Raw genomic sequence first — 20,154 nt, 5'->3', positions numbered from 1 at the left:
GGGAATGGCAAAGTGCCTTTTTATTACGGGCTCTCAAAAATAGACAGCAGAAAAGACATACAACCACATAGAGGGTTAAAACAATATGGAGAATCATAAGCACCAGTGAAATCCTGTGAGTCATCGTTAATTGTCTGAGTATTTATATCAAAGTCCCTCGCGCTTAATTTTTGCTAGCACGTCCCTTTTCTCTCGATCGCGAATTAAGATGGCTCAGTTCAGTTACAGACGACACACCGCAGGCATCCGCCAGGCATATCTACACGCAGGTCGGGAGGTCACGACGATTTCTTTCCGGATGCAAGATACCTTTTCAGTTCCCCGGCGCCATCTCGGCACCGGGCGAAACCATCTGCATGCGGGTCAGACTTATACCACCAGCTGTGGGCCCCGGGCAGACCCAGACTCCCTTCCCCGTTTGCCAGCACTGACAGCTGAGTCCATAAAAAGAAACCCGGAGTTACCGGGTTCTTGTGCTGATCAGCTGGCCTTCAGTCCGTGGCTTTGCAGGTGGCTATTGAGCGCATCATAGGCATCGGGTTCATAATTCCAGTTACGCCAGATCAGCTGGCGATCGTGGTCGCGATGATTACGGATGGCAATCTGGAAATGGCCTGCTGGCTGGAGGTTTTCGATAAAGACGTTCTGGTAACCGGCGGCAACGGCGCGGGCTTGAGCCAGTGATAACGGTGATTCGTTGCTGAAAAATCCGCTCATGGGCATTTCCTTCATAATGGCCAGGCCTGAGCCTGGCACTGGGTGTCAGGCCACAAGGCGTTTCGCGAGTTTAACGAAGTGATCTTGGTTGTTGTAGAGCGGCATCTGATAGGCCCGGTCTGAAATAAACATCCGGATCTGGTCAAATGTCATGCCGCAGTTAAAGCCGGTTTCGCTGACATTAGCCCGGGGAAAATCGGCGCAAAATTCGTTTAACACCTTCTCATGGACAATGCCGATATTAAGGAGTCCGGCAGGTCCGTTATCACGGAAAGACACCACCCGGAATGCACCGTACCAGCCCGACTGGCAGAAGAAGGTAAACGCCTGGTTCGCAAGTCCGTTAAACAGCTCGTAACGCAGGCTGGCACTTAGCGATTGACTGTCCAAGCAGTACACACGGTTGATGAAGACGCCTGGGTCGATATTTGCAGGGGTCTGCCCGTAAGCAATACACGGCATAGGCATTTCCGCAGTGTCTTTGTTATCACCAATTACTTTATATTGGGTGGCGATGATATCCGCCAGCATTGATCCACCAAGTGTGTTAATTGCTGCGATGTCGTTAATCTGAATATTAAGATTTTTCATATTTCACCTCGTCGTTTTTTATTATTATTCCACAACCGGTTTCGTGGCTAATAACCTGAAGTGAAATATTTAATAAATAATTCAGTACGACAGACACAAGCCGGTTGACCGTTCAAAAATGTCCTGTAAATGAATACCACAGACATCCAGATTAAAGCGGACAAGCTCTGCTTCATTATTTGAAGTAGAAAATAAATAAAAATCAAATCCACCTGTATTATCATCTTTGAAAATTCTGAAGGAATTATTATCAACAGCGTCGGCCAGTTCAACGTGAACGCCATAGCGCACTTCACCGTCGTCAAACTGTGCAATTCGGCGCACAGATTTAAGACGGACAAATTTCGCCAGCTCCAGTTCGGGCGCCTGGGAAAACGTCAGTGCCTCGAAGATGAGATCAGCCGTTTCATGTTGCTTCCTGCGGTCGAACTCAAACAAACCGCCACCGTTGTTGCGATAGACCGGCTGAAGCGCATTGACCAGGTTGAACGACTGCCGGTTCCTGTCATATCTGTACATTTAAAGGTACTCCAGACCTGCCAGCATCCACCAGCAGGACATAATGTGATTAGTGCCAGTCGGCGATCAGTTCTTCGCACTGCAAAAAGGATAAGCACTGCTGTGCCAACACGGGCAGTACGGCAATGTTGGGTAGGCGGTTGTAACACCAGGCGTTAAACAGCATCTGCCACGGACCGGCGTAGTAACCGGCCATTTTCTTTTTTTGCTTCGGAGTACGGCACGCTGAAATAGCCTGCTGATAGAGACTTTCATTTTCGGCACCTGAGCGTTGTTGCAGTGCCTTGTAAATAAAGGAATAGAGAGCGTCGGAACAATTAGATGCGTAAGCCAGACTGGTTTTCATAATACCTCCTGTTTTTTGGTATTATATAAAATTCGACCTGCTAGCTAATAACCTACACTGAATATATTTTTAAATTCCCATAAATATTAAATATGGACGAATGTGGATTTAAGCGTTGTAAATTATTAAAACCATATCTTATTCTACCATTATGTATTCCCTACAATACGCTTGCTAATTCGTAATTTTGCAGTTATTTGAATATCACCATCCTAAAAGCTGGTAGCCACCTATTTTCCCTCGGATGTAAGTTCACAATAACTCTGTTTATTGCCTGTTCAGTGGCGGTTAAGATTTATAAATGGGTGTGCCATTCGTCAAATCGGTATCCATGGGGTTTGCAGGTACTTATTAAAACGGATCATTCACCTTTTACGTTTACTGCAAACGAGCGTAAGAATTCAGTTGCAGCTCTGCGTCCGCCTGCTGTTGCAGCACGTCCATCACCCGGCTGAGCATGGTCAGCGCCTGGGAGGGGGAGCCGCCAAAAGTCACTTTAATTTCGTTGGTGGTGTGGTGCTGCTCCAGATCGAGAATATTCACTTCCACGTCTTCGCCCTTCTCATCCTTCGCCGTACACTGAATGCTGACCCGGGTCACAGGGTCCTTAACTGTCTGCAATGGTGCCTTCGTGCTGACGTTGATCGCGATATTCTTCATTACCCTGTTTCTCCTTGACCTGTGGTGGTAACCGACCCTACCGGGTGGAGGGTCGGTCAGAAAATCATGCCTGGCCCTGTTGCTGCTTTTCGGCATGCTTACGCAGGTACTGCGTGAGATTGCCGTGGGCTTCACAGATGGCATTCATCTCATCATTGGTCAGCACTAAGGTGTACGTATCGTCGCTGAGGTTCTTAGCGGCACGTTGTTCTGCTTCTTCCGCAATACGCGAAAAAAGCGGGATTGCCGTGTCCGCAATCGTCGTCACGGTCTTTTTGTTGAGTACGCTGGAGACCGATACAGTTTTAGGCTCTGGCGTTTTGATCGGATCTTTCGCCTTCGGCTCCGGGGTGTTTTCCGGAGTTGGCTCCGGGTTGGTCCCAACATTCCCGTCCACCAGCTGCGGCGGGGTGGTCTCATCCGTAGTACCTTCGACGGATGTTTGTTCCGTCACGGTGGTTTCAGGGGTGTTTGCGTTCGTTTCCTGCACGACCGGCGCTTTCGGCTGCATGGCTGCATCAATGTTGCCAGCTTTGACGAATTTAAGGGTTTTGGCCGTAGCCTTGCCATAGACGTCGATGGCTTTGGTGATATTATTCACGGCCTTATCGCCGCTGTAGAGATATTCATCCAGCGCGACATACATGCTCACTTCCCCTGTCACCAGCATAACCTGGAGGGCTTCAGGCAGGTCCAGGACGCGAACCATCTGACGCAGGTGCTGTTCTGTTTTACCGCGACGCTTGGCCAGTTCTGCGAACGTTTTAGGTTCTTCAGCATCTTCGACCATCCGTTTGATGGAGAGCGCCTCAGCCACGACAGACAGAGCCAGATTAGAGTTACCGTCCAGCGTAAACTGTTCGGCACTGGCGCGGCTACCGCGAAACTCCTCGCAGCGAATTAACGAAATCAGTTCACGCCCTTCCTCTGCCAGCTCGATGTTTGCCATAGCGGCGGCGCGGATACGACATGCCCCCTGACGCAGAACAGGACGACCATTCAGAACCTGCACGACGATAGCTGGTACGCTTAAAGGCTCAGACTTATAGGACTCTTTAAGACTGTTCAGGTGGGCTACCACGTGGGGTAAGGAGTAGTAGCTTTCTCCCATGCCAGCGGTACGGGTGTTAAAACCTTCTTCCTCTTCGACCACTGCCGGGTTGATGACCAGACCATTGCTTTTGCGTGCGCCGTTACCGGAACGCTCCAGGTAAGTGCGCAGGCTGATATCGTTGTTAGCGGTTTTTACATCATTTTCGATAGTGGACATTGTGGCCTTCCTTTTAAATTTTCGTTTAGGGTGGTTGTTCGCTACAACACAACAATACCAGGTTCGATTCATTTCCTAATAACCTGAGGCGAAAAAAAAAGTAACTTTTTTTCCCGTGGTAATAGTACGTGATCCGTCCGTTTTAATTTTTCGCTAAGGAGGCCAAATTTAACTTTAGTGTGAAATCGGGTACCAAAAAGCCGGAATTTATCGAAAAAGTTACTTTTCCGTCTGCAAGAACCCACAATAATGCAGAACCGTCAGCATGAAAGGTGTTACATGCGCTGAAGGGAAGATGAGTAAGAGGGGAACTGCGGCGTCACAAGGCATCTAAAGTTACTTTTCCAAAATATGGAATGGCAATCTATCTATCGCTATAAAAGAATAACCGGGATCACTGTCGAACATCTCAACGCGGGGCAGGTAGAATGAGGGAATTAAAATCGGGCCAGGCTAAATCTGCCCGGCCATCGGGAAAGGATACGGCGGCATGGGTCTTACACGAGATAATGCGAATGTATGGTCTTTTCCGGTTGCGACTGTTGGGTTTCTTTCTCACCTGTGGCTAACCGTCGGTATTCGGCGTCACAAAACATCCGTAAGTTGGTAAAGACTTTCTCCATAAACTCAGCGTGAGCAAACGACTCACCCGGGGATTGTGTACGTTCTTTCATACATTCCTTTTTAATCATGTCGACACCTTCGGCACAGGTTGCAGCGGGTACGTCAGCGGGTCACCGGCTGGCGCTGATAATTCGTGAATCCGGAATAGTATTCTACCCTGTTCGCATGCCACATCTGGTCGATAAGCGGGGAATTTCAATCCTATATTGAACCCAGCGACCACCGCAGGGAGAAGGGGCACATTCTCCCCCGCTCTTCTTCCGTCTGCGGGAGGTCACACTCGGCGCGGTGTCCCCGGGCAGAATCATGCTGTGACGGCTGGCGTCCATATCAAGATGTCAGCTCCTGGATTAAACCGCCTCCATCTTCTGTAAATGCAGGGGCTAATGACTGTGTGCAACTGAATTTACCGCAGCATCCGTCCTGTATAAAAAATCCTCAAAACGTTGTTTTCTATTGTATTGACAATAGAAGTTCAGAAGATCATAGTAATCCCATGGCGCGGCATCCGCACCAACGCCCCGGCGTTTCCGGGCATAAGGTAAGCATCATGACCCACGATATCGACACCCTCATTCGTCTGTCCCAGCATAAGTCCCACATCGTCGCTGTACGCCGCCTGCAACTGGCCTTTGAGCTAGAGCTGCGCGACGCAAAAATCAACTCACGTGACGTCGCTGATGCGCTGGCTACCTTGAATGCGGCTATCAGTCTGGAAGAAGAGCTGAACGGCTCTGCGTATGACGATCTGCATTTTGACCTGACCGATGGCGCGAAAGTCGACGCAGCCGAACTGGCAGCGTACCGGGCACAGAAACCGGTGGCTTCCTGCATCGTGGCCGATGGCAGCATTGTGCCAGACGGTTTCGGTGATTACTGCGAGCCGCTGGCAGATGGGGCGCATGACTTGTTTGTCCGTCCGGTCTCGGCATAAGGAGCGATCCATGAGCAAAGAGACTCTGTCACTGGCAACCCGTTACGCAGGCAACTCCTCTGTGATTTCGGAAATGCAGACAGCGCTGGACGTAATGCCGCTGGTGACGGAAGCCGTTCAGAGCGTGTGCGAACGGGTTGAATGTGAGCCCACTGAATTTCTGGACGCGATGGCGCTTGTAAAACGTTTCCTGCTGGCAAAACAAGATGAACTCCGTGCGGAAAGCGTTTCAATCCGCAAGCAGCTGGGTGAGATGGGGGAATAATGATGATTAAGGCTACTATCAGCAACGATGCGCTTCGCACCCGTATTCAGGCGCTGCGTAAAACCAGTGCAAACACCCTTGTCAGCACGACGAAATTCGACGCTGATGCGCTGGAGGAGCTCCTGCGCCTGCGTACCGCAGTGAAGCTGAGACGAGTACGCGTGGTCCAGAGTGGCACCTGCGACTGCGAGGAGCCCTGTGAATGCATGCCCGGGCTGTATGTAACCGTCGACTCCGGCGTGGGTCACGGCCAGGCGGTCTGGACTTACCGGGACGACGGAAAATCCGGTCTGGCGTACTGGTGCGAATTTATGGGACTCGCTCCATTCTGGGCCGAAGACCAGATGAATGCCGCCGAACTGCTTCGCGAGAAGCTGGCCTGGCTGGGTGAACATGTCGAGGTGGTCCCGTGGTAATGAAGCTGTATTGCCCCGAGTGCCTGGCGTACCTTGAAGGGGGGGATGGAACGCTACAGGACTGTCACTGCGGCTGGAAACAGCCGGTCAGCTCTTCCACTGAAGAGGGCGATGATCATGACGCTGACTAACGCCCAAATTTATACTCTGCGTCGGCTGAATACCGGAACCCGCTACCTGATGCAGGGCAACGGAAAGAAAGGGATGGAGCAGCGTCCAGATTGCCTCAGTACGCTGGGATATTTTCCGGTTAATGCCCCCAGTCTGCCGCCCCTCTTCCGGCTGGGCCTGATTGAGTTCACTCTGAAAAGTGGGTTAGAACAGAGCTGTTTCTATCGCGTACGGCTGACCGGGCGTGGGCAGGAGTTAGCCACAACGGCGGTGATCTCGGTGGGCTGACTCAGCCCGCTGCTGCACTGCGCATTACAACTTTAACAGTCTGATTTAAAAAATAAATACAGCTATCAGGTGGAAAAAGCACCCGTTGTTTTGTATTGACAAAACAACTCTGATTCTGTATATTTAATCACACAGCGGCACTCTGGCCGCACGCCCCGGCGTTTCCGGGCATACAGGATAACCCCATGAAACCGATGCTTAAATCCGCTTTCTTCTCAGCTGTTAAATCACTCCTCACCAACGGCTTCAGACCAACCTTCTACACCGTTAACTGTGGCCGAATCGGCATTATCGCCTTTACCGATAAAAACGGTTCTAAGCAGGTTGAACAGGTCTATTCCTGTACCTCGCTTGCCGTGAAGACCATTGCTCCCCGTTTCGAAAAGTGGTTTGCTGCTGCCGTGGCGGAATTTCATGCGGCCGCAGCTGAGACTCTGGAGTCGGGCCAGCGGGTCCTGGACAAGGGTACTGTTCGTACCGTGACGGGATTTCGAAGTGCATTCATCCGCAGCGCTAACGGCACACCCCGTGCCCAGGCACGGACTGGCGTAGTCATGCTTGATCATCGGCACGAAGTTATGGCCGGTGATCTTGTTCGAATGGCTGACAATCCATCAGACACCGTCGTCCATAATACAGACCAACAGCCTGACCAGACAATTCATTCTAACGTGCAGAACGTTTCCGTAAACCTCGCCACAGGACTGGCCCCTGACCCGACGGTTTCAACAGCGACATGACACGGCTGCACTCTCCCCCTGGGAGCCGCACTACGCGGCTCTGTTTGACCGAGAACACTATGACCGATAACAATGAAAAGCACGTTAACGCGATCCATATGAAGGGCAACGATAACGCGAAAAAAGATGAGGCCGACAAAGCAACGGCACTGGTCCAGATGCGTATGACCCCGGAGAAAAAATCACGCTATGTCCGTGAGGCGAAGCGTAATGGCCTGACTATCTCGGCATGGATTCAGCGTCATATGGATCAGGTATGTGATGAGTCAGACGTAAACTATCTAAAGAAAAAGGCTGGCGAGCAATAGGCGACAGTCCACCAGCAGCAGCGAAAAGTTACTTTCCCGGTTGCCTGAAAAGGACCGCATACTGCAAACACAAGGTGTGAACATCACACCCCCGCCCCGGCGGCTCCGGGCAAAGGAGTATCCAATGAAACTTTCCCGCCAGACCACGAACGACACTGCTGTTATCGAAGGTACCCGCAGCCACTTCTGGGGTCGCTCGCTCTACTTCATCATTGAGAATGCGCCCAGGGCACACCTCGTCGCTATTGATGAATTGCTGGATGCAGCGGGTTGGGAAAGCGATCACTGTCCAAACTACGAAGATGACGATGCGTTTGGGCATGCCGGTTACAGCTGCGGGTACATGATTGAGATCGATGACGTGGCACGCTTCAGGGCTGACTATAAGCGCCTCAAAAAGCAGATTGCCGCCCATATCGCCGCCCAGCGTAAAGCCGCAGCCAAACAGACGGCATGAATTTTAATGCAAGCGTTGAGCCTGCATCTAAAAGGAACTGTGCAATGACCGAACAACTATCGGATGAAAAACTGCACCAGCTGGAAGGTGCTGCCGCAAATTACCGTACGACATACCAGGCGCACCTCGCTAATCCACTGGATGGCTCCGCAGTACAGGACTGGGATGAAGCGACCCGTCAACTAATGGCGGTCATCAATTACGATGAAGCCAATATTATCGCGCACCTACTGGCTCGCCGGGATGCAGATCTTGCCAGGCATGAAAGCGACATGACCCGGGCTATCGCAGCTTGGCAGACGGCATCCGTGAAGCTGTCCGAGCAGGCCAGCCAGCAACCAGAATTCCACCTCCGCCGTGTTGGTGGGGACGAGGAGCTCTATGCCCCTTGTGGAAAAGATTATCCACGGGGAAGAGCGTACTACGTTAAGCCGGTAGTGAGCCTGGTTACCGTAAATTGTCCGCCCTGCGACCAATGCTTTGATTCTGCCGACGCCGCAACGGCCTACCGGGATGAGCAGTGGAGACATGTGCTGAGTGAAGCTGGTGTGCTGGTTACGCCGGGGGAGACAGCCCCGGTTCAGCCCACTGAAGACAAGCCGCTTTCCAAATAGTGCGATTGAAAATGAAAACGAAGATGAAACAGCCCAAATCTGCACTTCAGAATGCGATGAAGGGCGAAGAGCCTGCGAGCGTACAAATTCAGATGCGTGCCACTGTAACAAGAAAAGAACGCTATAAGGCGCAGGCAATTCAGGAGGATCTGAATTTAACCGAATGGATGGCGAATCATCTGGACGCCGTCTGTGACGCCGCCGAAGGAAAGGCATCCGTCAGCATCTTTTCCCCGGTTGTACCGGAGAAGATCCCAGACAGCGTCTACCAGGTCATCTATCAGGAATGCGGCGGGTTCGTGGACTGCGATGCGAATGCCCAGACGATCTGGAATGCCTGCCGCCAGGCCATTCTGAAAAACGTGAAAGACTGAATACCCGGCGTCATTTTACCGGATGCAGCAAGGACAAACATGACCATAATTGAACGCCGTGCAGAGATGCGCCAGACGGCCATTAAAGCTCTGCTGGATGCTGAAGAAGCACTGACCGCACTGGCTATGTCCTATGAGCTACAGCCCAATGAGAAGACCAGTGCATGTCATCCACAAACCAGTACTCTCTCCACGACCAGCCAGGTTCGGAAATTGCGGCGGGTCCTCGAAAAATTGAGGCGTTGAGAATTAAACAGGACGCAGGAGGAGGTACCCAGTGCGAGCCGCAGCCGTTCTGGGGAGAATTTTAATCCGACGGTATTCCACTGAGACTGTTGAATGCCTTGGGTAATTGAGTGGCGGTCTGCCACCGAACGGAAGGAAAAAAGGGTTTCCCCGACCGGAGAAACCCTTTTCTAAAGGTGCTATTGGCTTGCTGGCCACATCTGAATCGAGGGGGGTTACCCCCCCTCTTTCAGCTACTTACCGGATTCGTAGTCCATCACAGCCGACACTTCCCGCGTACAGTCTTTCAGCCGCAGTTCGCAGAGCGAATTGCGCGTAAGCCAGGTGAATATCAACAGCGTAAGACATACTATCAATACGCACAAAACAACGGGTTGGTTCGGCAGTTTCATGGCTTCTTCTCCTGTCAACGCAAAGCAGAAGTGTCACCATCGGTGCGAAACAGAGATGTCATGCTTTGGTTCAGAGAATGCGTTTGACCGCCTCGCTATATACTTCCGAGCGTTCTCTTTTCCCAACAGAAATCACGAAAACGACAACTTTCTCGTCTATAACCTGGTATACAAGGCGATAGCCTGAAGACCGGAGCTTAATCTTGTAACAATCAGGCATACCACGGAGCTTGTTTGCTTCAATCCGGGGTGACTCAAGTACTTCAACCAGCTTCTTTTTCAACTGTTCACGTACCGTCGAGCCCAGCTTTCGCCATTCCTTTAGTGCCCGCTCGTCAAAATCCAGAAAATACGCCATCAGAGTTCATCCAGCGTCACACGTACTGGCTTAGGATTACGAAGTCGTTCTTTCACTATCTCCACAAGTTCAGCATCTTCATCACTCAGGAGTGTCTGTTTGAACGGCAAGCGTTCATTGTCAGCGATATACTCGAGCATGAGACGAAGCGCTTCAGAAGGAGTTACGCCCATTTTTTCAAGCGCGGCGTAAGAACGCGCTTTAAGTTCATCGTCAATACGTAGGTTAATGCTACCCATGTCTTACACCCCTTGTAATTACAAATGTCATTACAAGTATCGCACTACAACATGCTTAGGGCAAGTCACGAAGTAAGTCAGAAAGTAGTCGTAAGAACGGTGATCACTGTCCGCTTTGTGCCAGAAGCGGACTTTTTAAAAATATTGCGTGCCCAACAATTGGGCGCAGGTCACATCAAGTACCCTCAGAATTATAGAGAATACCTGAAATTTTTGTAGAGCGAGGTTTGTTACCCTGCCCGACCAGCGACATGTGGTTAGTTTAGTGATCAGAAATGTCGAGCGTTTGGTCGTTCATTGACGCGGGATCTTCCAACGGTTCCACATGAGTGGTGATATGGATAAAAGGCAGTGCGGTGCGGATATCATTCTCTATACGCTCGGCCCAGTCGTGCCCATATTGAACAGTCCATCGCCCAGGAACTAGGATGTGCATTGTCATAAACGCCCGCCCGCCAGCCTGGCGTGTACGTAGTGCATGGAAATCAAGCCCCTGTTCACGATATCCTGCCAGCAGTGACTCGATTTTTTTGAGTTCTTCCGTGGGTAGCGATACGTCCATCAGACCTGCAGCTGAACGACTCATAAGCTGATAACCAGTCCAAACGATGTTGGCTGCGACCAGCAATGCAACGATCGGATCGACCCAAAACCAGCCGGTCAGATAAACCAGTCCGACACCAAAAATGACACCGACCGACGTCCAGACATCGGTCAGCAGGTGATGAGCATCTGCCTCAAGAGTGATAGAGTTGTGCTGCCTGCCAGCCCTTAACAAAATGCGAGCCGTCACAAAATTAAGGATTGATGCGACTGTTGAAACCAGTAATCCGAGACCAATCTCCTCAAGCGGCTGTGGAGTTAACATCCGCTCAACTGCGGTATAGGCGATACTGGCTGCCGCCAATAGGATCAGAAATCCTTCGAAAGCACTCGAGAAATATTCGGCTTTGCCGTGCCCATATGCATGGTTCTCATCGGCCGGAAGCGCAGCCAAGGTCAGCATCCAGAGCGCCATTAGGGCTCCTGCGAGGTTAACTACGGATTCGATGGCATCAGATAGCAGACCGACCGAACCGGTCATTTTCCACGCCACACCTTTGAGTCCGATAGTGGCAATAGCCGTGGCAATGGAAAGCCAAGCGTAGTGCGTCAGCGGACGAGGTAACCCTTTTGTTTTAGTCATTATTAACTTCCTAAAATAGGACGACTAACTCACATTTCTATCCATGATAGATAATTAAACAATCATTTCGCCATGAATATTTTTTCGTTTTTATTAAATTTAATTAAAAAGTCTCTGCAAGTGCTGTTTCATCTTCTAGTAAACTAAATTTTATTTTTAGGGTTTTCTTCAACTTGAAGTAATATTATCTCACAACAGATTAGTCACTTAGGTTAACTGAGCGGCTTTTATATTTTTCAATTAAAATATGCAAAACTCCCATTGCACCATGTGCATAAAAATAGACCTCAATGAAAGTAGTAAAGAACTTATGCCAGTGGATTACTGTTTCAGCCAGATTTGACTGCATGGTATTCAACAAGAACCATAGGCCACCTGAAAGTGCTACAATTAGCAATGCTAGAACTCCAAATCCTTGGATTGTACTGGCAATACCTCCCGAATGTGCATCGGGCAGTCGGAAACTAGTCAACGTTTTTATATCTTGCTTAATACCACTAAAGTCAAGCCCTACCCATGAAAAATAATAAGTAAAACCTCTTTGAGTAAGCATCCAACTTAACATAATAAAACCACAAATAATCAGTCCTAACCCTGAAATAATGTGCATCCAGGTTATAACTCCTTCAAGACTATGTTCACCAATTGCTTCGGTCTCTGTCAGATTAGAGTTAATAATTTGTGATAATATTAGAAATGCCACAATGATGTGAAGAATACGAAAAAAAGGAGCGTAATCATGGGGTAATAGATTCCAGAGTCGCAATTTCATTAATGAGTCCTTAGTAAATTTATCGATGATCTTAATCATACAAAAGAATTATTAGGATAACCTTAATTCTTAAAATTGCAGCAGGCATTAGTTCACCTCTGATATGGCCACTTGCGAAATGGGAATGGTAACTGTTATTACTATGTGTTTACTTGCTGTTCTTGTTACGCAGCCCCTTAAACACATTACTTTCAAATATGATTTCCTGCTGGGTTTAAATATGTGTCTTTCTATAGTGCGGCAACCTATTTTTACACCAACTCATGAATTAAATAAGAATCATAAATTAAATGAGAGGTTTAATTCTCTTGCTTAACGCGATGATATTAAATGGAAATTTTAATTTTTGTAATTTATTAAACAGTTAGAATGAGACATGGTAAATACGATCTTCCTTTAGATAATTCTGATAGCACTTTTTCTACTGGGCAGTCTGCAATGTCCGCTTCACGCCCTGAGACATTCGACAAGCTTTTTATGGCTTCAGTAAGGGCGAGTGGCGCGCTTCGAGAGCCAGCAAATATTTTGCTTCATCGTACTGGGTTCTGGCCTTCCAGCAGCGGTAAATGATCCTTATCCATTTGAACGCCAGTGCCCGGATCGCAGACTGATGAGATTTGCCCTTCTCTCTGAGGCCCTGATAATACAGTCTGGCCCAGTATGATGAATTAACCGTCTTGGCAGCCCATTCAACAAAGGTTTGCCTGACGAACTTGGCACACTGCCATCGCCAGTGAACCCAGGATTTCTGGCCACTTCGTTCTGTCACCGGTGCAATACCTGCGTAGTTTTGAATTTCTTCAGCGCTGTTAAACCGGTCACGGTTATCACCAAGTGCAGCAAGCATTCGTGGGCCCATACACGGCCCCATGCCCGGAAGTGATTTGAACAGCTCCGCATCTGGCAATGTGTCAAACAACGCTTCGATTCGTTCGTCATAGGTTTTGATGATTTCACTCACGACTTTAATTTGTGTCGCCAGTGCTGTTGCCATCAAAGCATTAGCCTCTATAACGCTCGGGTCTGTAGTCAATGGGATCGCGTTATCAATACTCGCAACACGTTGCTCGGTAAGAGCCATTGCGCGGCCACCTTTGGCATTCAGAAAGTTGCGGATCGTGTCGCGCCTCGCTCGTTTCAGTTGTTGCAGACTGGGCCACCGGATAATCAGCTCACACAATAGTAAGCTACCCCGATGTGAGAACCACTCCAGTGGCTGAGGATAATACTGTTTAAGTGTGTTGATTATCCGGTTCACAAAACGGCGTTTATCTTCAACCAGCTGACGGCGCTGCTCAACCAGTTGCTGGAGTAACCGGATATCCGCATTGTCGGGTTCAATGGCTTTTATCTTTTGGGGATAACGCAGCATTAACTCTAATGCCAGCTCGGCATCCTGCGGGTCATCTTTAGCGCCGCTGGGCGAGAAGGCCTGCCGGTAACGAGCCAGGGACAAAGCGTGGACGGGGAAAACGGTGATAAATGGATATTTCTGAAGAGCATACACCACGGGACCTTTCTTCAGCTCAACGGCGATAGCGATCCTGCCTTTTACCTTCTGGTGTAACTCGGTAAGCCAGACATCAAGTGCTTCCGGCGTATGTTCAATCACATGGAATGTGCGTTCACCGTTTTTAAACTGAACACAGACATCGTGCTTTTTATCTGCCCAGTCCAGACCAACGTGCGCAGCAAATTGATTAGTCGCAGTCATCACCAACTCCTTTTTATCGGGGATTGGTATGCATTCCACGCTCTTCGAAAGAAATATAGCCAGCAGTTTATCTGCATGCCCTGAGTATTCGTTAGCGAACGTGGAGCACCCACTGGCTCGAAAGAAAAGCGGCGATCATCACGTGATTCTCGCTCAATATTCGTAACCAGTAAGCGCATACCCTGAATCACTTAAAGTGTAATTCTCAGGGTGCGAATGACTATATCTCGCTCTTAGCGGACATTAGCATAGGCTATTTACCATAACGCCGCATTACGCGTACCGCTCAGACGGCCTGAGCGCGTTTCTGACGTGTCCCCGTTAAAAACAGTAACAAACCACCCGAAAATGCACGCCAGAAACGCTACGTAAGAATCTATCCTATGACTGGATATGCACTCAACTGAATAACGCCTGGTTTCAGTCCATTTTATCGGGATCAGCCTTCTTTCTGGGTAATTTAGGGGGCTTCACTTGCTGATTACTTTGCGTGCGGCGCGTGAGCCAAGGATGGTCAGCTTTAGGTTTTACGTAGAATTTTGAGCGTAAATCAAAACGGGCATTATCCACACGTTCATGGACACTTTTTTCATCATCCAGTGGTATAGGCTCCGGGCCATCAACATATTTTTCCCATCCCAACGCTTTCCCATCATACAGAACCTTAATTTCACCGTTAAAGCTTTCGCATACCGTGACAACCGAATGCCGAAGTCGATATCCCCGGCCTTCACTGCGAATCTGAAACGCACTGCTTTTGTACTGGAAAGTGAGATTTTTGGAGAGAACGCGCTTCGCCTGGAGGCTGAAGATATAACCCAGTTCCTCTTCAGAATGGTGTACATCAAGATGGGCGTTATCAGCAATACGAGGCGGCGTAGCAAACCGGTTGTTATAGGCTTCAATAAAGGTCGGCAACCATGCGTTTGCTGTTTCAATATCACTGATACCCTGAAGCCGCATTTCTTTGACCAGCCTGTCCTGCAGTGTCTGATTGGCACGCTCTACCCGCCCTTTTGCCTGCGGGCTGTTGGCATGGATTGGCTCGATGCCCAGTGTCTTTATCGCACGTGTGAACTGAGTCAACTCTCCTTCCCGCTCCGGGTTATTTACTCTGAATATACTGTGTCTGTCAGAATAGAGAGCCAGTGGTACGCCATGATCATTAAGGTAACCCCGGAGGGTTTCCATGTAAGCCCGGGTTGTTTCTGCAGGAGCGAATCGTAGCGCCATCAGAGCGCTGGTAGCATCATCGATAAAGACTATCAGTGTGCATTTGGGGCCCCGACCTTCAAACCAGTCATGAGGCGAGCCATCAATCTGGATGAGTTCACCGTAGGATGGGCGCCGCATCCGGCGCTGATAAATTCGGGCAAACTTACGACGACGTTCGCGCCATATGCCCTCCTCTACCATCCACTTCCTGAGAGTTTCAATGGATAAACACAAGCCGTGTATCTCGCGCAATTTTTCGCACGCAAGCGTAGGTCCAAAATCAGCGTAGCGGCCTTTGAGGAGTGAAATTACTGTTGCTCTGAATTCGGTAGAAAAGGAATTATTGGGACGCTTTCCACGTCGGCGGGAAACTAGACCAGAAGGCCCTTCATTTCTATACCGTTGCACCAGACGTTTAACCTGCCGAATAGAAATGCCAATGCGTGCCGCAGCTTGTTCCTGAGTAATATGGCGATTAAGTGACTCCTGAATAATGTGAAGTCGGTCGAGTTCCTTATGACTCATCGTAACAGTCTCTTTGATCATGAAAAATCCCCCAGAGAATTGTCTGGGGACATTTTAGAATGGTTCAAAGGGGACATTACAGCTTGGTGTTAACACATGGCTTCTTCTCCTTGCATTTTTGCAGGTAAGAGGCTAACCTTTAATGTGACTAGCATCAGGGGCCTCGGGTTAATTTGAAAAAATTACTCGGGGCTTTCTGCTTTTTACCACAGTCAAACAGTGATTCTGCTGGCTGGGGCAAAAGCCTCCAGCACCGAAGCCATTATACCACCCAGCCCCCTTCAAACGAACAGGTCGACCGCCTAAATATTTAATAAGTAAGTATTTCAGGTTTTGCTGCCTCGCAGGCCGTAACAGCGGACGGCTGACGTAATCGCTGACGAAACAGACGGATGCAAATCTCTACACTCAACGCCGCCAGCCCGTCCGGTCCCCCGCTTCTTTCCGGCTGTAATCAGTCAGTCTTCGAACCCGCGATCAGTGACAAACGGTGAGCACGAACACAACTGTGCATTAGGCTATCCGGGTAATGGGCGATTTTCTCCAGTTTCTCATCGAGGCGGGTATACGTCAGTCGCCTGATTTTCGTTAGTTCCTCGTGAAGCCAGCGTTTGATAAAGGGATTGCTGGAAAGCAGCACCAAATCGGAGTCCTCCACTTCATCAAAAAGCCAGACGGGTTTTGCCGGAGTAAGACGATAGAGCCAGGGACGCGAATAGTCCCCCGTCGCAATCAGGAACCAGACAACAATGCCAAGTGCGAGCTCCATGACCAGCATCAGGGTAAACTGAATATCCCGGACGTCAGGCTCTCCGGTAAAGCTCATCAGTCGGTCGCCAGTTGCCACACGCTGGATAATACATACCAGCATCAGCAGAGCAAGCAAAAGCCCCATGAGCAGCCCGCCATTCACCTCAAAAGTAGCTTTCTGGACGCGATCAGGCGGTACCTGTCTACGGTAGCGGCCGACCACTTCGCCGATCAGTTCCCTGATGGCCATGCGTTCTTCATCGACCGTTGTTGCGGTATATCCGGACGGGTCCGATTCAGTTTGGTTCATGTACCCTCTCCTCACTCTGAAAATTAATGGTCACAGACACGCTGATCATACCCGGTGAACGGGAGCTAGTTTGCGGGTTAAGGGCTCGAAAAAAACGGGATTAAAGAGGGAAATGACAGCAGGAAGGTGGGATGCAATGAGCTGTTTTGTTTCCCTACAGTTAAGTGGGGGGGGGAAACTGCCATCACCGGAATACGCTGAGAACGGAACGGGCCAAACCGATAAGATGGACGGGCGCTATTTTGATTCCAATATTCGGGATTTTTCTTCCCGCGTCGCCAAACGGGCACTTCCGGAACGGTCGCGGATGAGTAGCGGCTTATCTTTTTTCCAGCTACTTATCGCCGTTTCCCCGAACCGACGCGGCGCATTGCGGTTCCAGCTGGCGATAACGTGGTTATCGTAAACCTCCTGAATAACGACAGAATGAAGAGTTACTGTCTTAATGGTGGTATTGCCCATTTTGGTTCGGAAGAGTGACCAAACGGTCATCCCCGCCTCCAACTGACTGAGTTTCATCTTTGCTCCGGTGATATCGGGGAAGTCGACGTGGTGACGTATTTAATCATAATCACTCACAGCGGATAATGCCGCCAGGTAACAGGGTACTGTCAGCCCAGGCATGAGCAGTCCTTACGGCTATCGTGATTCGGCCAGTGTGCGGGTAATAGTCGCACGCTGACGCTGACGCTCAGCCTTACGCTGGCTGCGGCGGTAAAGCGGTTTCGCAGCAGCATAACGGCAATCCTCCGGGTAGTACCAGCAGCAGCCACAGGGCTCAGGCTGCGGTTTTCCGGCAAGTCCAAATGGTTTCATAATGTCACCTTTAAATGGAAATATTGTTCAGTTCCCGGCCTTCAGACACGGGTTCATTAATGAAGCGGCGTTGCATAAACAGGTACAGATAACCCTCTGTCGAGAACATACAAAGATTCTCAGTAATACAGGCATCGAGATATTCTGTGTCGCTCTGGAGTCGTTTAATGACGCTCATCTGGTTAGCCGCCGACTGAATCAGCGGATAGCCATTAACAGCACGATGAATACCTGAGCGGAATAACGAACGAGCCTTTCCAATCTTTTCCCGGGCAGCGGTCATTTCCATCTCGATAACCGACTGTCGCGCAAGATTAATAGCATCGCCGGATAATTCCGCAAAGCTGACCAGAGACTTATTCATCTAAAACTCCTTTCAGAAATGTGAACTCATTATATCAATACGGCCTCTGGCCCAAATAACCCGTGGTGAAATATTTTGACGAATATCTGAAAAGTGAAAATGGCAACCGGGAAAAGGACGGGTTTTATTTTAAGTGTGCCGATGACGTCTGACAGGGGAATTAAATTTGACGGTCTTTGATTTAAAAAAAGGTAGAAGGAGGTCACCTGGACACCTCCTTCTCCGGCGCTCAGTTTGAGAATACGTTAACGCTGTAGCGTCTACCGAGCACCTCGGCAGTGGTATCCACAATTTTCTGAATATCATCGGTAATCGCGGGTTTACTGAATGCGACAGTATGCAGTTCGCCAGCTTGTTCCGCCGTCGCGCCATCATGAAAGCGGCTGGCATCGTACAGCTGGACCCGGAGCGTCCGGGTGTGATCAACATGGGGCAATGTTCTTCTCCTGTTCAGCCAGTCGCCATAAGCGTTAATAATCACTTTCTTCCGGTTGCGGCTGAGTGACAAACTGGTACTTTACTCCATTAGGGACACCAACGGCTTTTGCTACGGATTCACACAGCAGCGACAGGTCATTCAGCGTCATCGGATATTCGATGTCGACTGAATATAGGGCCCCGGCATTCTCGGCGTCTTCGATGTTTTTAAACTGGGCGCTGAAAATGGCGACGGTAGAAATTTCAATGTTGTGCATGAGTCAGTCCTTATGAAAAAAAAGCCACCGAAAGGTGGCTGAGTAAAAGTTACTGCGCCTGGCTGGCCTTGTCCGCATTTTTGGTGTAACCAACTCGGGCAATGACGACGGCAATTGCAAGGAGAGCAGCGAGACCGCCGTAGAATACAGATCGGGAAACATCGGCGAACATATCGCTCAAGTTATCAACGCCGAGGAGAAATACACAGATAATGACGATAAAGCGAACTGGTTTGCTATAAAACAATTTCATCAGTAGCTATCCTTCTGGGGTGAAATGACAACAGCATTACACCACATCAGATACCGTTTTTTTTTCGCTAACGGGCCTATTTTGACCAGAAAAAAATAGCGCCTCAGGGTTGGCAATGGCGAGGTTCTTTTCGAGGTACCTGTGGTCATCCCGTCCTGATATCAGAGAGAAAAACGGTTCCAATTGAAAAATTTAGTCGCGTTCGATGGACCTCAGGAGATCACTCCCAGTGGCGCTCAGCTTGACCTGATAATAACTTCCCGGTAAAGGCCGCTGGGACGGATTGGCCAGCTCAACCAACCCAAGCCGAAAGAGGACCGGGGTGCTACGGCATCGCACATCATCCGATGCCCCCCTATACATCCGGCATTCCCGGGCCCGACGAAATTCACCGCAGATCTCATACTGCGTTCCGCTTGCCAGACGATGCAACACATAGATTTGGGCCTGTGTAAGCGGGGAAATAGGTCGCTTTGTGTCAGCCATAATACTCCTTTTAAGGTGGGTCTGTTCGGCTGGCTGAAAGATCAGGGACAGACCATGTTAGACCGATACAGCCTGTGACTCGTTTATCCATTCACCAGCGTTATTTTTGTAGGGGATACTTTGAGACTAAAAGCCTTAAGTTTCTTTTCGATTGCGAGTTCAAACCACTCAAGCGGTACTGTAACTGTACTATCATCTCCTCCCATAATCTGATCAGACTCATAATTCCAATCTTCATCAAGCGACGGATTCATTCCACGGGCATAGATAGCTGTATCTCGGGAGACAGGACTTCCATCCAGAGAAGCATTGGTAATCAGACAGACGCCATGGCCTTTTACCAGAGTAATCTGAGGGGTCAGACGGGTCTGAACCATATGCTTTGGCGATGGCCAGAAAACTTCCCCTGCCAGGCAAGCTTCTTTTTCCGTCTTACCAGCTTCGTTAAGAGGCACCCCCCCCGGATAATTTGTTGGCTCAAAAAGCTGATCAACGGTTGCAAGGAATTGATCCGCTGACTGGATTTCTTTAAGCAGTTTTTTTACCCCTGAAATCTCGAATGTTAATCTGCTCATCTGATTATTCTCCGCAATCCGGCG

31 protein-coding genes and 1 pseudogene are annotated in these 20,154 nt (G+C 49.5%); 11 read left to right on the top strand and 21 right to left on the bottom strand.

The genetic code is table 11. From position 1 onward, the window contains the following. Positions 1–480 precede the first annotated feature (480 nt). The 6 genes from NMC31_RS20495 to NMC31_RS20470 form a co-directional block, all read right to left on the bottom strand. The gene (locus NMC31_RS20495) at positions 481–717 is read right to left on the bottom strand and encodes a DUF905 family protein (RefSeq protein ID WP_032610472.1); all 237 of its coding nucleotides are present in this window, start codon (positions 715–717) and stop codon (positions 481–483) included. A 45-nt stretch (positions 718–762) separates the two neighbouring features. Next, positions 763–1,308 carry a hypothetical protein gene (locus NMC31_RS20490; protein WP_032610473.1) on the bottom strand — a complete coding sequence of 182 codons (546 nt, stop codon included), beginning with the start codon at positions 1,306–1,308 and terminating at the stop codon, positions 763–765. Between the two features lie 81 nt (positions 1,309–1,389). Further along, positions 1,390–1,827 carry a hypothetical protein gene (locus NMC31_RS20485; protein WP_015063013.1) on the bottom strand — a complete coding sequence of 146 codons (438 nt, stop codon included), beginning with the start codon at positions 1,825–1,827 and terminating at the stop codon, positions 1,390–1,392. 49 nt (positions 1,828–1,876) lie between these two features. Beyond that, positions 1,877–2,173: a hypothetical protein gene (locus NMC31_RS20480; protein WP_032610474.1), complete on the bottom strand. Its 297-nt coding sequence runs from the start codon at positions 2,171–2,173 to the stop codon at positions 1,877–1,879. 378 nt (positions 2,174–2,551) lie between these two features. Next, entirely contained in the window at positions 2,552–2,833 is a 282-nt protein-coding gene (locus NMC31_RS20475; RefSeq protein WP_032610475.1) for a hypothetical protein, read from the bottom strand. Between the two features lie 64 nt (positions 2,834–2,897). Beyond that, complete coding sequence (locus NMC31_RS20470; RefSeq protein WP_032610476.1) at positions 2,898–4,103, bottom strand: DNA-binding protein; 1,206 nt, start codon at positions 4,101–4,103, stop codon at positions 2,898–2,900. Between the two features lie 1,174 nt (positions 4,104–5,277). On the opposite strand from NMC31_RS20470, the gene NMC31_RS20465 reads away from it, so the two are divergent. The 10 genes from NMC31_RS20465 (at position 5,278) to NMC31_RS20420 (ending at position 9,480) form a co-directional block, all read left to right on the top strand. Further along, positions 5,278–5,661, top strand: coding sequence for a hypothetical protein (locus NMC31_RS20465; protein WP_050596975.1), 384 nt, complete (start codon positions 5,278–5,280; stop codon positions 5,659–5,661). 10 nt (positions 5,662–5,671) lie between these two features. After that, positions 5,672–5,926, top strand: coding sequence for a hypothetical protein (locus NMC31_RS20460; RefSeq protein ID WP_032610479.1), 255 nt, complete (start codon positions 5,672–5,674; stop codon positions 5,924–5,926). Next, entirely contained in the window at positions 5,926–6,342 is a 417-nt protein-coding gene (locus NMC31_RS20455) for a hypothetical protein (protein WP_032610480.1), read from the top strand. Before NMC31_RS20460 ends, NMC31_RS20455 begins: the two co-directional genes overlap by 1 nt. Before the next feature lie 117 nt (positions 6,343–6,459). Next, entirely contained in the window at positions 6,460–6,741 is a 282-nt protein-coding gene (locus NMC31_RS20450; RefSeq protein ID WP_032610524.1) for a hypothetical protein, read from the top strand. 185 nt (positions 6,742–6,926) lie between these two features. Then, on the top strand, positions 6,927–7,481 hold the full coding sequence (locus NMC31_RS20445; protein ID WP_015063016.1) for a hypothetical protein: 555 nt from the start codon (positions 6,927–6,929) through the stop codon (positions 7,479–7,481). Positions 7,482–7,540: 59 nt separating this feature from the next. Next, the gene (locus NMC31_RS20440) at positions 7,541–7,789 is read left to right on the top strand and encodes a hypothetical protein (protein WP_050596976.1); all 249 of its coding nucleotides are present in this window, start codon (positions 7,541–7,543) and stop codon (positions 7,787–7,789) included. Positions 7,790–7,913: 124 nt separating this feature from the next. After that, positions 7,914–8,246: a DUF5417 domain-containing protein gene (locus tag NMC31_RS20435; protein ID WP_032610481.1), complete on the top strand. Its 333-nt coding sequence runs from the start codon at positions 7,914–7,916 to the stop codon at positions 8,244–8,246. Between the two features lie 44 nt (positions 8,247–8,290). Further along, on the top strand, positions 8,291–8,860 hold the full coding sequence (locus NMC31_RS20430; protein ID WP_032610483.1) for a hypothetical protein: 570 nt from the start codon (positions 8,291–8,293) through the stop codon (positions 8,858–8,860). Positions 8,861–8,883: 23 nt separating this feature from the next. Next, positions 8,884–9,234 (top strand): hypothetical protein, encoded by a 351-nt coding sequence (locus NMC31_RS20425; protein ID WP_032610485.1) that lies wholly within the window; start codon positions 8,884–8,886, stop codon positions 9,232–9,234. 39 nt (positions 9,235–9,273) lie between these two features. After that, the gene (locus NMC31_RS20420; RefSeq protein WP_044255297.1) at positions 9,274–9,480 is read left to right on the top strand and encodes a hypothetical protein; all 207 of its coding nucleotides are present in this window, start codon (positions 9,274–9,276) and stop codon (positions 9,478–9,480) included. A gap of 233 nt (positions 9,481–9,713) precedes the next feature. Here NMC31_RS20420 and NMC31_RS20415 read toward each other — a convergent pair whose 3' ends face one another. The 3 genes from NMC31_RS20415 to relB all read right to left on the bottom strand — a co-directional run bounded on the left by NMC31_RS20415 (position 9,714) and on the right by relB (position 10,469). Then, a complete protein-coding gene (locus NMC31_RS20415; protein ID WP_064758473.1) occupies positions 9,714–9,872 on the bottom strand; it encodes a type I toxin-antitoxin system Hok/Gef family toxin in 159 nt (52 codons plus the stop codon). 70 nt (positions 9,873–9,942) lie between these two features. Continuing rightward, positions 9,943–10,230, bottom strand: coding sequence for a type II toxin-antitoxin system mRNA interferase RelE (gene relE / locus NMC31_RS20410; RefSeq protein ID WP_000323025.1), 288 nt, complete (start codon positions 10,228–10,230; stop codon positions 9,943–9,945). Then, entirely contained in the window at positions 10,230–10,469 is a 240-nt protein-coding gene (relB, locus tag NMC31_RS20405; RefSeq protein ID WP_000534858.1) for a type II toxin-antitoxin system antitoxin RelB, read from the bottom strand. The genes relE and relB overlap by 1 nt, the downstream gene beginning before the upstream one ends. A gap of 24 nt (positions 10,470–10,493) precedes the next feature. On the opposite strand from relB, the pseudogene NMC31_RS20400 reads away from it, so the two are divergent. Continuing rightward, a pseudogene (locus tag NMC31_RS20400) lies at positions 10,494–10,610 on the top strand (hypothetical protein); the annotation flags it as partial. A gap of 121 nt (positions 10,611–10,731) precedes the next feature. On the opposite strand, the gene NMC31_RS20395 reads toward NMC31_RS20400, so the two are convergent. The 12 genes from NMC31_RS20395 to NMC31_RS20340 form a co-directional block, all read right to left on the bottom strand. Beyond that, entirely contained in the window at positions 10,732–11,655 is a 924-nt protein-coding gene (locus NMC31_RS20395) for a cation diffusion facilitator family transporter (protein ID WP_000167917.1), read from the bottom strand. Between the two features lie 199 nt (positions 11,656–11,854). Continuing rightward, positions 11,855–12,427 (bottom strand): cytochrome b/b6 domain-containing protein, encoded by a 573-nt coding sequence (locus NMC31_RS20390; protein ID WP_001515348.1) that lies wholly within the window; start codon positions 12,425–12,427, stop codon positions 11,855–11,857. A 475-nt stretch (positions 12,428–12,902) separates the two neighbouring features. Continuing rightward, positions 12,903–14,141 carry an IS110 family RNA-guided transposase gene (locus NMC31_RS20385; protein WP_003030308.1) on the bottom strand — a complete coding sequence of 413 codons (1,239 nt, stop codon included), beginning with the start codon at positions 14,139–14,141 and terminating at the stop codon, positions 12,903–12,905. A gap of 420 nt (positions 14,142–14,561) precedes the next feature. Further along, a complete protein-coding gene (locus tag NMC31_RS20380) occupies positions 14,562–15,902 on the bottom strand; it encodes an ISNCY family transposase (protein ID WP_000589001.1) in 1,341 nt (446 codons plus the stop codon). Positions 15,903–16,335: 433 nt separating this feature from the next. Beyond that, positions 16,336–16,941: a hypothetical protein gene (locus NMC31_RS20375; RefSeq protein ID WP_015063019.1), complete on the bottom strand. Its 606-nt coding sequence runs from the start codon at positions 16,939–16,941 to the stop codon at positions 16,336–16,338. A 237-nt stretch (positions 16,942–17,178) separates the two neighbouring features. Continuing rightward, complete coding sequence (locus NMC31_RS20370; RefSeq protein ID WP_022652345.1) at positions 17,179–17,460, bottom strand: hypothetical protein; 282 nt, start codon at positions 17,458–17,460, stop codon at positions 17,179–17,181. Between the two features lie 120 nt (positions 17,461–17,580). Further along, positions 17,581–17,757, bottom strand: a complete 177-nt coding sequence (locus NMC31_RS20365) for a hypothetical protein (RefSeq protein ID WP_162859439.1) — start codon at positions 17,755–17,757, stop codon at positions 17,581–17,583. Between the two features lie 10 nt (positions 17,758–17,767). Next, positions 17,768–18,121 (bottom strand): hypothetical protein, encoded by a 354-nt coding sequence (locus tag NMC31_RS20360; protein ID WP_022652347.1) that lies wholly within the window; start codon positions 18,119–18,121, stop codon positions 17,768–17,770. A gap of 229 nt (positions 18,122–18,350) precedes the next feature. After that, positions 18,351–18,602, bottom strand: coding sequence for a hypothetical protein (locus NMC31_RS20355; RefSeq protein WP_022652348.1), 252 nt, complete (start codon positions 18,600–18,602; stop codon positions 18,351–18,353). Next, a complete protein-coding gene (locus NMC31_RS20350; protein WP_022652349.1) occupies positions 18,592–18,816 on the bottom strand; it encodes a hypothetical protein in 225 nt (74 codons plus the stop codon). The genes NMC31_RS20355 and NMC31_RS20350 overlap by 11 nt, the downstream gene beginning before the upstream one ends. A gap of 49 nt (positions 18,817–18,865) precedes the next feature. Continuing rightward, positions 18,866–19,069 carry a hypothetical protein gene (locus NMC31_RS20345; RefSeq protein ID WP_022652350.1) on the bottom strand — a complete coding sequence of 68 codons (204 nt, stop codon included), beginning with the start codon at positions 19,067–19,069 and terminating at the stop codon, positions 18,866–18,868. Positions 19,070–19,638: 569 nt separating this feature from the next. After that, a partial coding sequence (locus NMC31_RS20340) for a DUF3085 domain-containing protein (RefSeq protein WP_253898956.1) occupies positions 19,639–20,154 on the bottom strand: 516 nt, incomplete at its 5' end.

Origin of the sequence: Pseudocitrobacter vendiensis (assembly GCF_943590815.1) — a bacterium.
GTDB lineage: Bacteria > Pseudomonadota > Gammaproteobacteria > Enterobacterales > Enterobacteriaceae > Pseudocitrobacter > Pseudocitrobacter vendiensis.
The sequence above is the reverse complement of the archived record's forward strand: the minus strand, read 5'-3'. Positions and strand labels throughout refer to the sequence as shown.